General features: G+C 58.1%; 13 protein-coding genes. 6 read left to right on the forward strand and 7 right to left on the reverse strand.

Going from position 1 to position 12,624, the window contains the following annotated elements; all coding sequences use genetic code 11:
- The first annotated feature begins 49 nt into the window (after positions 1–49).
- The 5 genes from ACYAR8_RS11105 (at position 50) to ACYAR8_RS11125 (ending at position 4,008) form a co-directional block, all read left to right on the forward strand.
- Complete coding sequence (locus ACYAR8_RS11105; protein WP_003317529.1) at positions 50–1,042, forward strand: beta-propeller fold lactonase family protein; 993 nt, start codon at positions 50–52, stop codon at positions 1,040–1,042.
- 329 nt (positions 1,043–1,371) lie between these two features.
- On the forward strand, positions 1,372–1,752 hold the full coding sequence (locus ACYAR8_RS11110) for a COG4315 family predicted lipoprotein (protein WP_003317528.1): 381 nt from the start codon (positions 1,372–1,374) through the stop codon (positions 1,750–1,752).
- Between the two features lie 521 nt (positions 1,753–2,273).
- Positions 2,274–2,945: a hypothetical protein gene (locus tag ACYAR8_RS11115; RefSeq protein WP_463579892.1), complete on the forward strand. Its 672-nt coding sequence runs from the start codon at positions 2,274–2,276 to the stop codon at positions 2,943–2,945.
- Between the two features lie 14 nt (positions 2,946–2,959).
- Positions 2,960–3,646: a tetratricopeptide repeat protein gene (locus tag ACYAR8_RS11120; protein ID WP_074892523.1), complete on the forward strand. Its 687-nt coding sequence runs from the start codon at positions 2,960–2,962 to the stop codon at positions 3,644–3,646.
- 272 nt (positions 3,647–3,918) lie between these two features.
- Complete coding sequence (locus ACYAR8_RS11125; protein ID WP_425438899.1) at positions 3,919–4,008, forward strand: hypothetical protein; 90 nt, start codon at positions 3,919–3,921, stop codon at positions 4,006–4,008.
- A 44-nt stretch (positions 4,009–4,052) separates the two neighbouring features.
- Here ACYAR8_RS11125 and ACYAR8_RS11130 read toward each other — a convergent pair whose 3' ends face one another.
- From ACYAR8_RS11130 to ACYAR8_RS11155, 6 genes are all read right to left on the reverse strand, one after another.
- Entirely contained in the window at positions 4,053–4,268 is a 216-nt protein-coding gene (locus ACYAR8_RS11130; RefSeq protein WP_074892524.1) for a helix-turn-helix domain-containing protein, read from the reverse strand.
- 251 nt (positions 4,269–4,519) lie between these two features.
- Complete coding sequence (locus ACYAR8_RS11135) at positions 4,520–5,623, reverse strand: tetratricopeptide repeat protein (RefSeq protein ID WP_463579893.1); 1,104 nt, start codon at positions 5,621–5,623, stop codon at positions 4,520–4,522.
- A 153-nt stretch (positions 5,624–5,776) separates the two neighbouring features.
- Positions 5,777–6,082: a hypothetical protein gene (locus ACYAR8_RS11140; RefSeq protein WP_463579894.1), complete on the reverse strand. Its 306-nt coding sequence runs from the start codon at positions 6,080–6,082 to the stop codon at positions 5,777–5,779.
- A gap of 103 nt (positions 6,083–6,185) precedes the next feature.
- Positions 6,186–7,553 carry a glutamine synthetase family protein gene (locus ACYAR8_RS11145; protein WP_108119543.1) on the reverse strand — a complete coding sequence of 456 codons (1,368 nt, stop codon included), beginning with the start codon at positions 7,551–7,553 and terminating at the stop codon, positions 6,186–6,188.
- A gap of 69 nt (positions 7,554–7,622) precedes the next feature.
- Positions 7,623–9,017, reverse strand: coding sequence for an aspartate aminotransferase family protein (locus tag ACYAR8_RS11150; protein ID WP_463579895.1), 1,395 nt, complete (start codon positions 9,015–9,017; stop codon positions 7,623–7,625).
- A gap of 86 nt (positions 9,018–9,103) precedes the next feature.
- A complete protein-coding gene (locus ACYAR8_RS11155; protein ID WP_463579896.1) occupies positions 9,104–9,889 on the reverse strand; it encodes an SDR family NAD(P)-dependent oxidoreductase in 786 nt (261 codons plus the stop codon).
- Between the two features lie 96 nt (positions 9,890–9,985).
- On the opposite strand from ACYAR8_RS11155, the gene ACYAR8_RS11160 reads away from it, so the two are divergent.
- A complete protein-coding gene (locus ACYAR8_RS11160) occupies positions 9,986–10,891 on the forward strand; it encodes a LysR family transcriptional regulator (RefSeq protein WP_074892530.1) in 906 nt (301 codons plus the stop codon).
- Between the two features lie 121 nt (positions 10,892–11,012).
- On the opposite strand, the gene ACYAR8_RS11165 is transcribed toward ACYAR8_RS11160, so the two are convergent.
- On the reverse strand, positions 11,013–12,623 hold the full coding sequence (locus ACYAR8_RS11165) for a gamma-glutamyltransferase family protein (protein WP_074892531.1): 1,611 nt from the start codon (positions 12,621–12,623) through the stop codon (positions 11,013–11,015).
- Position 12,624 lies beyond the last annotated feature (1 nt).

Consider the following 12,624-nt stretch of genomic DNA (forward strand, 5'->3'; position numbering starts at 1 on the left):
TATGCCAAGGCGCGACTGGGTGCCTTGCTTACCCTATGAGGAAATTCTGATGAATGTGATAAAGAAAACCGTCACAGCACTGACGTTGGGTGTTGCGTTGGCCGCATCGATGAGCGCGTGGGCCGCGCAAGATCGCTGGACGTTTGACGGCGATATTCACAACAACTCGCTGGCCGTCAGCCCTGATGAAACGACGGCGGTGGTCTCTTACAGTCAGCGTCCAGATGTAGTGGTTTATGATTTGAAAACCGGTAAGGTTCGCCAGGTTCTCACCGGCTACGTCACGCCGCGAAATATTGTGTTTTCGCCAACTGGCGATGTGTTCTACCTCTCCGACAGCAGTTTGGGGGTCGTGCGCAAGATTGACACCAAGACTTTAAAAGTGATCGCAGATATTCCGTTGGGCGCAGGTGCTTTTGGTACCACACTCAGCAAGGACGGAAGCCTGCTCTACGTCAACAATGAAGCGGCCAGCACGCTGTCGGTCATTGACCTTGATCACCAGCGGCCAGTAGCTGTGGTACCTGGCTTCTCCCAACCGCGCCAGGGCATCCGAGTAAGTCCTGACGGCAAAACCGTCTATGTCACCAACTTTCTTGGGGACAAAATTACCTTGGTCGACAGCAAGACCAATACGATTGAAGGTGAGATCACTGGCTTCAACAAGTTGCGCGCCATCTCCATATCGGCGGACGGCAATACGCTGTACGCGGCTAACAGCGGCAGTAACAGCATCGCAGTTGTCGACACTCAAAAACGCGCCATCACAACCACCGTCATTGTTGGCAAAGACCCCTACGGCGCAGCCCTCACTCCAGACGGGCTGCACGTCTACTCGGGTAACCTCGGTGACAACAGCCTTTCAGTGATCGACACCAAAACGCTGAAAGTGACCACCACTGTGACCGGTTTGAAGGCACCCCGCCAGGCCATTGTCTTCACCAAAGACAAGTCGAAGGCGTATGTCCTCAATGAGGACTTGAGTATCTCCACAGTCGATCTCGCCAGCAACAAGGTGGTGTCGACGCTCAAGGCCGACTGATTGAACAGCGCAGGCCTTCATGGGGGCCTGCTGATACTCCACGACCAAGTGAATAATAATGAGTGAAAATGATGAGTCCTGGATGATGGATCGCCGTCGCTCATTGAGATGAGCCAATGATGCTTGACCGTGAGCGTCGCTTTGCTCAATTGAGGAAGGCACAGGGTCCGGGGGGGGGGAGAGCCCAGCATTCCAGCAAAAAATGATATCGGGACGTTTTTTCTATGGAGTCGAATTAACCTGTTTGTGGCTCGTCTATTGTCTGATCGCTTGCCGTTTCAGAGGCAGGTGGGTCTTCTAAAAATTAAAAATGACCAAAGGAAATACATATGTTCAAAAAGATGATTCTCACCGTCGCTGTTGCCGCCAGCTGCATGTCGGGTTTGGCGCTCGCCGATGCGCCAGTCAAGCTTGCTGAAACGGACAAGGGAAAAGTACTCGTAGACGCAAAAGGTATGACTCTTTATACCTTCGGTAAGGACACCTCGGGCAAGTCGGTCTGCAATGGGCCATGCGCTTCAAACTGGCCACCTCTACCGGTATCCGCAGACGCGAAAGCGGGTCATGATTACTCTGTCATCACTCGAGACGATGGCACAAAACAATGGGCATACAAAGGCATGCCACTTTACAGCTGGGTCAAAGATACCAAGCCAGGGGATACAACCGGTGACGGCGTCAACCAAGTCTGGCACGTTGCCAAGCCGTAACGTCAAATAATTAATAGGCTGGCTTACGCCACTGGCTTTGTCAGTGGCGCAAACCAGAAGAATACACACCTGATATTTTCGCCAACATACAGCCGCCGCGCCTCATAAATCTTTGATGGATCATTTCAACGAAAAATGGGGCCGAGGTACGGTACACCTTGGACGTATTCCCGTAACGCCAGCCTGAGGATTTCGTTTGGCCGGGAGTCTGTGACGATGCGCATGGTGGTTCCATCCAGCCGCTAGTGGACCGATATTCTGAGGCAACGCCAATTAGAACGGTAGGGCATCGTAAATATGCGGGCGAAGGTCTGCTTATGGCCGATAGCGGACGCTGGTGACAGGCTGCTACTGGCCGGAAGCGGCCTTGATCGGAAGCAGCGTACGGCCAAGAGCTGATGTCCGGACCATGTGTGCTTTCCGCCAAAACGATTAACCGGGTATTTTCCGCAGACCTGTTTCGCTAAAGTTCGCGCGTCATAAGCCGAAAACCTACGTTCCTACTTCACGGATGATTCCAAATGCTCCGTTCTGTTTTTTCCGGCGTTGCTTTACTTGCCATCGCCGCCGCCTGCACTGCCCAGGCTCAGACCGTCACGACTCCGGAACAATTGCTCACTGAATTCTCTCGTTGTGATGCGCATTTCTTCGAGAGTCTGCGCGACGCGCGCCTGCCGGCCGATACTTTACGCCTGAGTGAATACGGCTTGGTCAAGGCGCCGACCATCCTGAATCCACTGCAAGAAGGCGGCACCTATCAACGCTTCGAAACGCCCCTGATCGTCAACGGCGTGAGTATGGTGGGGTACTACAACCAGGTCCAAACCATTAAGGACTTGGGCAATTTCCTGTTCTGGGGTTTCGTAGCCGATGGCTCGCCGGACGAGGTGGCCGCTAAACTCAAGCCGCTGATCTTCGATAACACACGTTTTGTCAGGCAAGGCAAAGCCGTTGCCCGGGCCGAAATTCGCCGCGTCGGAGACCCGATCGGCCAATGGCGCACCGAAGGATTAACCGGCCCCGGCGTTGCCACGCCATTTGGCTTCGTAGACCGCGTCTTCATCATCGACGCAGCCGATGCGTCACCGCCGCTCGCGGGCCACACCACTGTTCTCTGCTCGCTTCAAGGTACCGTGACCGCGCCGCTTTTGCAGGTCTATCGCCCCGACCTCAACGCTCGGCTGCTCGACTAACAAGGAGGTTTGTCATGAATACTCGCTGGTCCGCACTGATCGCAAGTGCCTTTATCCTCACCGGATGTGCCGGGGTGCCGAACCCGCAAAAAGCCAACTTTGCACACTGCGCAAGTCAGTTTAAGGCGTACAAAGCCGATAACTACCTGCTGGTGCTCCAAGAGGGCGATCTGTGCCTGCAGAACAATACGTTGCCCGCCTCGATTCAAAGTCTGGTTTACGCGTTACAGGCTGAAGCTTACAGCGGCCTCAAGCGCTTTCCCGAAGCCGTCACCGCCAAGGAAAAATCCATGCAACTGGCGGTCAAGCCTGCCCCGCGCGACAACCTGGACTTGAGCGCCATGTACCGCGACGCTGGCAATCCGAAAAAAGCTCTTGAACTCGTGCAGTACAACTTGGACAACCGCCTGGGCGAAGCCGGAAAGGGTTCAGGCTTCCACATGCCAACCTACTATCATCTGGGCCTTGCACTGACAGACCTTGGCCAGTACCGAGAGGCCACTGAAGCATTCAGCACCGGTCTTCAGCGCCAGCCTGACTATGCTTGGGCTTATTATGCGCGCGGCATCGCGTACGACCATTTGGGCGACAGGGAAGACGCCAAAGCAGACTTTTTTAAGTTCTCGCAGATCGTCGACAAGAAATACGTGCAGCAGGAACACAAGGCCAAGCTCGCCGAATACGGCGTTTCCTTGCCTTAACGGGAAAGCGGGCCTGCGCCTTAATGCGGCGACAAAAACAACCGAATGCGTTGGGGCGTCTTATAGCCCTGGCGTCATTGAGTTTGCGGCCTTCTTCGCTATTGATCGCAGCTTTGTAAGCTGCCACGCTTCTTGGAAGTCAGATCCGAGCATCGGGGTTCACTCGGAATGTGCAGGCCGAGTACAGCTTCAGGCTGAAAACATCATTACACTGATCGATCCCCAGAGCCCTCCCCCAGCGTGAACACAAACAGACGCGGCGGCTGCGCAGCGTGAAGATATACAAAAATCCTCACAACGGCGAGATCGTCCAAACCAAGGGCGGGAACCATGCCCCACCTTGTGTGGAAGGGCCGCCATAACGCTGCCGGAACCGGTGAAGCGGCCGAAATCCCACGTGCTGAATTTACTTTGAGGGAAGGGAATTACGTTCATGTGTAGGAGAGCCAAGCGCCTTTACGTGGTTTGATCGGTCACTGCACTTTGGGTTCGCCGCGTTCTGCAATCGCCACTGGACTGGCGTCTGGCCGGTCCAGCGTTTGAATGCGCGACAGAGGGTGCTTCGTTCGGCGAAGCCCCGGCTCGGGCCGATATCCAACAGCTTGCGCCCGGTGTTGGCCACTGCGTGCAGGGCGGAAAAAATATGTGGTTATTCCATGCAGCCCTTGTAATCACCTGAATCAGGACAGATCTTCTTTGGTCTCCTGGTCATAGGATGACTGCTCTTGGCCGATTGCTGCCTTTCACAAGCGCCGGCAATCGATTCGAGGCAGATTTCTGCGACGGATTCTTCCCTAAACACAGGCAGTTACTCGATCACTCCCAGGACAGGACCGCAAATGGTCTAGCGGCTGACCGAGCGGTCGGCGCTTCTTACTGTTCGCTTGCTAGATCGCCTTGCAGTTCCCTGAGACCCGCCGGGCTTGAATAGAGCTTTTCCAGAGCCAATGTCTCAGCCAGTTGTTGCGGTGAAAGCGCTTTCTCTTCCGTCTCCAGCTGCATGCGCATGGGATCTGCGATATCGCTCGGCAGCCTGTGTTTGAGGGCCACACGCAATAGCCCGCAAGCCTTGAGCTTGTCACTTTTAATGCCCTGCCCCTTATCGAGATGAATGGCGAGGGTAACTAGCGCCACAGCGTTTCCTTGAGTGGCCGCCTGCAACAACCAGCGATTTGCCAGTGGATAGTTAACTGGCACATCTCTGCCACTGCTATAGAGGTAGCCAAGGACGAACTGCGCGTTAGCCCGGCCCAGGTCGGCAGCGCGGGTATACCAATCCAATGCGGCGGGTACGTCTTTCGGAGTGCCAGTGCCATGTAACGTGGCCGCTCCCAACATTTCGAATGCAAGGCTATCGCCGGCATTGGCCGCTTGGGTGAGCAATTTCACGGCGTGTTGAGGGTTTACTGCGGTCCCTTTACCAGAGAAATAGAGAGTACCTAGTAGCGTCAGGGCCTCCGCATCGCCTTGAGCGCCTGCCTTGCTGGCCCAGTTGAAAGCCTGCCGGTCGTTTGCCTCGATACCGTTACCTTTGTAATAAAGGATAGCGAGTTGTCGTTGAGCTTTTGCATGACCTTGCTCCGCAGCCTTGCTGAACCATGTCGCAGCGTGGGCAAAGTCCGTCGGCGTATCTACGCCCGCAATGCTGGCAACACCCATAAAATATTGGGCGTCTGCGTTCCCGTGATCGGCCGACTCAGTGATCCACTGAAGACCCTTTGGTCGATCAACGTCGATGCCTCGACCGTAATATTGAAGGATGCCAAGTTTGAACTGCGCGACACGGTCCCCTTTTTCTGCTGCGCGTAAGTACCAGTCTGCGGCTTTGCCAGGGTTGCGGCCAACTACCAGCCCCTCCTCATAGGCAGAGGCGATCAAGACAGTGAGGCTGTATGGGCTTCGCCACAGGGTGACAATGAAGGAAAATAGAACAAACGCCAACACGCTGAGGAGCAGAGCAACTAAGGACCGGCGCAATTTCGAATCCGTTCATGAATGGTGAGCGGGAAGTGTATCGATGCTTCTACCTACTGCCTATGAGTGCCCGCTCGTGCCGACTCTGGTCCCTCTCCACCAACAGCGTTCGGCCCATAGAGCGCAAGCACCCCAAACGTGCTACTTCCACCAAATTCAAACAGGAAGAAACGCCAGCGTCCCGCAGTCGATCTCAGCGTAGCTCCCCAAATCCCCCTTATAGAGCCTGATCCTGGAGACGCCTAACTCCGCCTGCAAGAAAGAGACGAGCTGTCTAAGGTTAGCGTTGGTATGCATCGTAGTTGGACGCAAGACCGTCGCCCGCCCAGGCTCGTCATCGTAAGTCCTGATCAGGAACAGCTCGCCTTCGTGCTGCACGCTGTAGTTATAGCCGCGGTACTCATACTCGAGATCAACGTCGACATCGTCAAAACGGATGGTTTTCACTGTCTTCACAGCCATATCCCATTTGGGTTTTACAGGACGGTCACTTCGGGAAGCGCTTAACACATGAGAAGTAAGCGCCGCCAGCAGTCCACTTCAAGACACACTGACGGCGCAACATTCAGGCGTGAGTGAGGTACCAGCGCCAGTCCTGCTCTCCGACTTCTGCATTGAATTGACGGAACTCGCGCCATTTGATTGCCAGGAACACCTTCAGGAATTCAGCGCCCAGCGCCTCACGCGCCCACGTTGAACGTTCCAGGGCCTGCAATGCTGTCAGCCAGTCGGTAGGCAGGAAATCGGTCGCCTGTTCATACCCGTTGCCCACAATCGCCGCGCCGGGATCGCTCTGATGCGTGATGCCGTGGTGAATGCCCGCCAGTAACGCGGCGGCCGCGAGATAGGGGTTGGCATCGGCGCCGCAAATACGGTGTTCGATGTGTCGACTGAGCGCAGGGCCGCCGGGCACCCGGAACGATACCGTACGATTGTTGACGCCCCAGCTTTTGGCCAGTGGCGCGTAACTGCCGGTCTGAAACCTGCGATAGGAGTTGGCGTGGGGGCAAAATATCGCCAGCGCGTCAAACAAGGTTGCCATCATCCCTCCAATGGAGTGACGCAGCAGCGGCGTGCCCTGCGGGTCTTCGCTCGCATACAGATTGTTGCCCTGCTCGTCCGCCAGGCTGACATGCAGGTGCAGACCGCTGCCGGCCTGGTCGCTGAATGGCTTGGCCATGAAGCACGCTTGCAGCCCATGTCTGTTGGCAACACCTTTGACCAGCCGTTTGTAACGGACGCCTTCGTCAATGGCCTGGAGTGCGTCGAAACGATGCTCAAGGGTCAACTCAAGCTGGCCCGGCGCATACTCGGAGATCGCCGTACGCACCGGCAACCCCTGCAGTGCGCACGCTGCGTAGAGATCATCAAGAAACGGTTGAACCTGTTCGAGCTCGTGGACGCCATACACCTGCGGAGCGACCGGGCGTACGCCATTGGTTTGCTGCGCCGGCTGCGGCCGACCATTGACGTCGCGCTGCTGGTCCAGCAGGTAAAACTCCAACTCAACAGCCATGACCGGATGGAAGCCATCGGCTTTGAGCCGCTCGATGGTGTTCACCAGCACATGACGCGGGTCCGCCGGTGCGGCGGGAATACCTTGGGCCGGGTGCATGCTGACCTGCACTTGGCCGGTGGGACGGGTGCGCCAGGGTTGCAGGGTCAGGCTTCCCGGCAAGGGGTAGCTCCAGCAATCAGCGTCAGCGACATCCCAGACCAGGCCTGTGTCGTCCACGTCCTCACCCTGCATGGTCAGGGCGAGAATGGAGCTTGGCAGCGGTCGACCATTTTCGTAGATCGCCAGCAGCTCATTACGGTGCAACAGCTTGCCCCGAGGGACGCCATTGGCGTCGATAAGGAACAACTCGATGCTCAGCACTTCAGGGTGTGCGGCCAGATAATCCTCGGCCTCTTTTCGATCAGCAAATTGCATGTCAAACCTCGTGGCGCCGCTTCAAGCGCCTTGGCAGTGTCTGGAAGAAAACGGAGCGTCACCGTCCAGTTATGAGGAGGTGACCCGAGCTCCCGGCAGGGCAAGCAGCGTGGTCAGCGCGTTGTCCAGCTCACTGATCAGCCTGTCGATATCCGCCTCACTTGTTTGCGGGCAGCACAGGGTCATGTTGTGAAAAGGCGTGATCAGGATGCCGCGATTGATCAAGTAGAGGTGCAGCGCCATTTGAAGACTGTCGTGAAAAGCGGCCTCGGCTTGCGCACCGGTTCTGGGCGACGTGGCACAGAACTGAAACTCACAGCGAGCGCCCAACTCAGTGACAGACCAGTTCAGTTGGTGGCGCGTGAACAACGCTCGAAACCCCTGCGCCAGTTTTGAGGCAACCGCCAGCATGTGTTGGTAGGCAGCATCGGTCATGACCTCTTCAAGACTGGCGCGCATGCAACGCATCGCCAGCGAGTTGGCAGACAGCGTTGTTCCCATACCGCTGTGCCCGTGGCCGCCGCCTTCTGCGTTCATCAGCACGTCGCGCATGGCCTGGGCGACCTGCTCGGTCATGCCAAACACAGCGCAAGGCACGCCACCTGCGACGGGTTTACCCACCACGAAAAAGTCGGGTTCCAACGCCCATTGGCGCGTGCATCCACCCAGGCCGGTGGAAATCGTGTGGGTCTCATCGATGACCAACAGGCTGCCATAGTGGCGGGTCAACTCTCGGCACTTTTGCATGAACCCGGGATCAGGCAGGACCATGCCGATGTTCGTCATGGCGGGCTCGCACATCAGCGCGCACACATCGCCTTGGGCTAACGCAGCCTCCAGGGCAGCGACATCGTTGAAGGGGATGGATCGACTGTATTGCGCCAAATCGTAGGCTTGGCCCACGAGGCCTGGTCGGGGCACTGTTTTGCCGTCGCGGTAGCGCACCATCACGTCATCCACCGTGCCGTGATAACAGCCGTCGAACACCAGCAACACATTGCGCTTGGTGATGGCGCGAGCCCAGCGCAGCACGTAGCGATTGGCGTCAGTCGCATTGGCGGTCACCTGCCAATAAGGCAGCCCGAATCGCTCAGCCAGCAACTCGCCGCAGACCACCGCGTCTTCGCCAGGCAGCATCGTGGTCAAGCCGTTATTCGCCTGCTCGACGATGGCGCGGGCAACAGGATCCGGTGAATGGCCAAACATTGTGCCGGTGTCGCCCAGGCAGAAGTCGATGTATTCATGGCCGTCAACATCGGTGAAGCGCGCCCCTTTGGCACGCTGGACAAACAGCGGCGAAGGCATCGACCAGTCGCTCATCCAGTGCATGGGCACACCGTTGAACAGATTCGCCCTGGCGCGCTTGGCCAGCGCCATTGACGTCGGGTTGCTTTCTATAAAGCGCTCACGCTCGGAGGAGGTAAAAGCAGCAATCGCTGATTCACTGATTCCACTTTTCGACATGATCAAACACCCTGTGTTAATGACAAAAATGAGTTAAGAGTCGTTGCCGCTCGGACAGCAGCGCGCCACCGCCCTGGTTCTTGAGTTCAGGCGCCAGGAGCTTTGTTCTCGACCAGACAGTTCCCGCCATCCACCACAATGACTTCACCGGTGATGTAACTGGATTCAGGCGACGCCAGAAACGCAACCGCCGCAGCCACTTCGCGAGGACTGCCGGCCCGCCCCATTGGGGTGAAGCGCCCCGCTTCAGCTTCAACGGCTGAGGTGGACCCCGTCGTGATCCAGCCAGGCGCGACGCTGTTGACGGTGATCCCTTGCCGGGCGACTTCAAGTGCAAGCCCCATGCTCATGCCCACCATCGCGGCCTTCGCGGCGCTATAAGCCGCCTCGCCCGGATTGCTGCAGCGGGTGCCTGTGACGGAGCTGATATTCACAATGCGCCCATAATTTCGCGCCCTCATACCGGGCAGAACGGCTTGCGTCAGAAGAAAGGCTGTCGTCAGGTTTCTGCCCAGTGAAAGATTCCATTCCTGCAGTTTCATCGTGGCCAACGCCGAGAACACCTCGGGGCTGCCTTGCATGGCCATGCCGGCATTGTTCACCAGAATATCGACCCGTCCCCAGACCGACTCTGCCCACTGGCTCAATTCACGCACCTGACGTTCATCGGTAAGGTCAGCGGGTCGGCCTTCAACTTCAAACCCCTCAAGGCGTAACTCTTTAACCCGATCCGCAATGCGATTGCTGCTGGCAGTGATGATCAGCTTCGCCCCGGATTCACCCAGCCTGCGAGCAATCGCCATACCGATCCCGGCGTCACTCCCGGCACCACTCACAAGTGCCACATGCCCCCTCAATGCTGTGCCAGACATGGTGTGTCCCACGTATTTAATGTGAAAGAGAGTGGAAACTAAGCCAATGAACCTGATACATAAAGACGACCATTATCAGAAAAACTGACGACCCCCATGGCATTCACCAGCGAGTCCCTCAGAATCTTCCTCTGCGTCCTGGACAGCGGCTCTTTTTCCGCCGCAGCTCGACATTTAGGCCGGGTCCCCTCGGCTGTCAGCATGGCGGTGTCGCAGCTTGAAGCAGAGCTGGATTTGTTGCTTTTTGACCGATCAACCCGCAAGGCTATTCCCACGGCAGTCGCCAAAGCACTGGAGCCCCAGGCACGACAGGTCGCCAGCCAGCTAAACCTGTTGGACGCCCATGCGCTCCAACTTCATCAAGGGTTGGAGGGGCGCCTTGTCCTTGCGATGGCGCCGGAATTGCAAACAGGCCTGTGGAGTCGTCCGCTGGCCGTTATCGCCAAGGAGTTTCCCACCCTAGAAATCGAGATTCGCTCCGCGTCCCATCCGGAGGCGATGCGGATGCTGCATGAGGGGCACGTGCAACTGGCACTGGGATTTGAACGTCCAGGGCTTGACGAGAGGGAGACGTTTCTGGAAGCGGGCAGCCAGTTGTTAGTGGCCGTTGCCTCCCCAGACCACCCAGCGGCAGCGGGCAAGAAATGCCCTTTAAGTGAAGAGCAACTGGTCAACGTTCGGCAGATCATCGTCGCGACCGGAGGACCGACAGACTCCGACCCACGTGTTGTGCTATCACGGCGGATTTGGCACAGCGACAGTTACCTGGCAACGCTGAATCTGGTGCAGCAAGGATTGGGCTGGGCTTATCTACCACAACCGCTGGTGCAGCCTCTTCTCACGTCGGGCGCATTGACGGAGGTGGTATTTGACTACATGCCGAGTCAGATGCGGTTGTGGGTCGATATCATCTGGGTCAAGAACCGCCCCCTGGGGCTGGGCGCGCTTCGTTACCTGAGCCTCATGCGCGAAATTGCCCAGGGCGAACCCCGTCGTGTTTGACGCGTAAACATGACGGGACTTCTCCACGCCCAACCCCAGGGTTTTGTCAGCAGGGTCACACCGCCCTTGCTGGCGCAATAGGCTGCGGCGTTTCCTTCGGGTTCAGTGCCTCTGCAGCCACTTACCAAGCCGCGATATGCGAATCCGCCCTGGGCTCAGTCCCCCCGCACAGCACCCCGGTGATCGGGTCTCGCAGGATGATTTGCCCCCGCCCGTAGTCGGTCAGATCGCTGTCGGTCTGCACTTTATGCCCGCGTCGCACCAGCGCATTGACCAGGTCCCGCGAGGCGCCATGTTCGATACCGACCTTCATGTCGCCCAGCCATTGCCAGCGCGGTGCGTCGAGGGCCGCCTGGGGGTTGAGGCCGAAGTCCACCAGGTTCATCACCATCTGCACATGGCCCTGGGGCTGCATGTAGCCGCCCATCACGCCGAACGGGCCAAGGGCCTGGCCGTCTTTGGTGAGAAAGCCCGGGATGATGGTGTGGAAGGTTTTCTTGCCCGGTGCCAGGCAGTTGGCATGCCCCTCATCGAGGCTGAATTCCTGCCCGCGGTTCTGCAGGGCAATACCGCTGTCAGGCAGCACCACGCCGGAGCCGAAGCCGTGGTAGTTGCTCTGGATGAACGAGACCATGTTGCCTTCGGCATCCGCCGTGGCCAGATACACCGTACCGCTGGCGTGGGGGTCGCCCGGCTTGGGCGGCTGGGCCTGCTCGCCGATCTCGCCACGGCGACGGGTGCTGTAGTCATCACTGAGCAGGTCGGCTACCGCCACGCGCATATGCGCAGGATCGGTGATGTAGTGCAGGCCGTCGCTGTAGGCCAGCTTCATCGCTTCCAGTTGGCGATGCCAGGTCTGCTGGCTGTCGCGGTGATCGAAATTGAAGCCTTCCAGGATCTTCAGCGCCATCAGTGCAACGAGTCCCTGGCCACTGGGCGGGATCTCCCAGACATCCACGCCTCGGTAATTGATGTGGATCGGTTCGACCCATTGCGCGCGGTAATCCTTGAGGTCGCTGGCGCGCAAGTAGCCGCCGCTGGCGCGCGAATGCGCATCCAGGCGCTCGGCCAAGGCACCCCGATACAGGCTTTCACAGCGCGTGTCGGCGAGGTCTTCGAGCGTACGGGCTTGGGCCGGGTTGCGGAACATCTCGCCCGCCAGGGGGGCACGACCATTGAGCAGGAAGGTGTCGAACCAGGCCTGCAGCACTTCATCGCGGTGCGGGCTGAATTCGTTCAGGGATATCTGCCATTGATGGGCAACCACCGGCGACAACGGGAAACCGTCCCGCGCCAGGCGGATGGCCGGCTGCAGCAACTCGGCAAACGGCAACTTGCCGAAGCGTTTCGACAGCTCTGCCCAGGCGGAGGGGCAGCCAGGCACGGTCACCGGAGTCCAGCCATACAACGGCATCTTTGAATGCCCGGCGGCCTTGACAGCCTCGACACTCAAGGCCGCCGGCGCGTGGCCATTGCCGTTCAAACCATGCAACTGGCCTTTGCACCACACCAGGGCGAACGCGTCGCCGCCCAGGCCACAGCCGGTGGGTTCAACCACGGTGAGCGCCGCCGCCGTGGCGATGGCGGCGTCGATTGCATTGCCACCCTTTTGCATGATCTGGATACCGGCCTGGGCGGCCAGTGGCTGTGAGGCCGCGACCATGCCGCGACGGGCGAACACACTCTGGCGTTGCGAAGGATAAGGGTATTCGTGAGCGGAGAATTTCAACATG

This window comes from Pseudomonas sp. HP_01, assembly GCF_055284355.1.

What these genes read in the sequence shown, in the direction of transcription:
- ACYAR8_RS11110 (WP_003317528.1), top strand. Translation starts at nt 1,372, where the DNA reads ATGTTCAAAAAGATGATTCTCACCGTCGCTGTTGCCGCCAGCTGCATG.
- ACYAR8_RS11155 (WP_463579896.1), bottom strand. Translation starts at nt 9,889, where the DNA reads ATGTCTGGCACAGCATTGAGGGGGCATGTGGCACTTGTGAGTGGTGCC.
- ACYAR8_RS11105 (WP_003317529.1), top strand. Translation starts at nt 50, where the DNA reads ATGAATGTGATAAAGAAAACCGTCACAGCACTGACGTTGGGTGTTGCG.
- ACYAR8_RS11150 (WP_463579895.1), bottom strand. Translation starts at nt 9,017, where the DNA reads ATGTCGAAAAGTGGAATCAGTGAATCAGCGATTGCTGCTTTTACCTCC.
- ACYAR8_RS11145 (WP_108119543.1), bottom strand. Translation starts at nt 7,553, where the DNA reads ATGCAATTTGCTGATCGAAAAGAGGCCGAGGATTATCTGGCCGCACAC.
- ACYAR8_RS11120 (WP_074892523.1), top strand. Translation starts at nt 2,960, where the DNA reads ATGAATACTCGCTGGTCCGCACTGATCGCAAGTGCCTTTATCCTCACC.
- ACYAR8_RS11160 (WP_074892530.1), top strand. Translation starts at nt 9,986, where the DNA reads ATGGCATTCACCAGCGAGTCCCTCAGAATCTTCCTCTGCGTCCTGGAC.
- ACYAR8_RS11115 (WP_463579892.1), top strand. Translation starts at nt 2,274, where the DNA reads ATGCTCCGTTCTGTTTTTTCCGGCGTTGCTTTACTTGCCATCGCCGCC.
- ACYAR8_RS11140 (WP_463579894.1), bottom strand. Translation starts at nt 6,082, where the DNA reads ATGGCTGTGAAGACAGTGAAAACCATCCGTTTTGACGATGTCGACGTT.
- ACYAR8_RS11165 (WP_074892531.1), bottom strand. Translation starts at nt 12,623, where the DNA reads ATGTTGAAATTCTCCGCTCACGAATACCCTTATCCTTCGCAACGCCAG.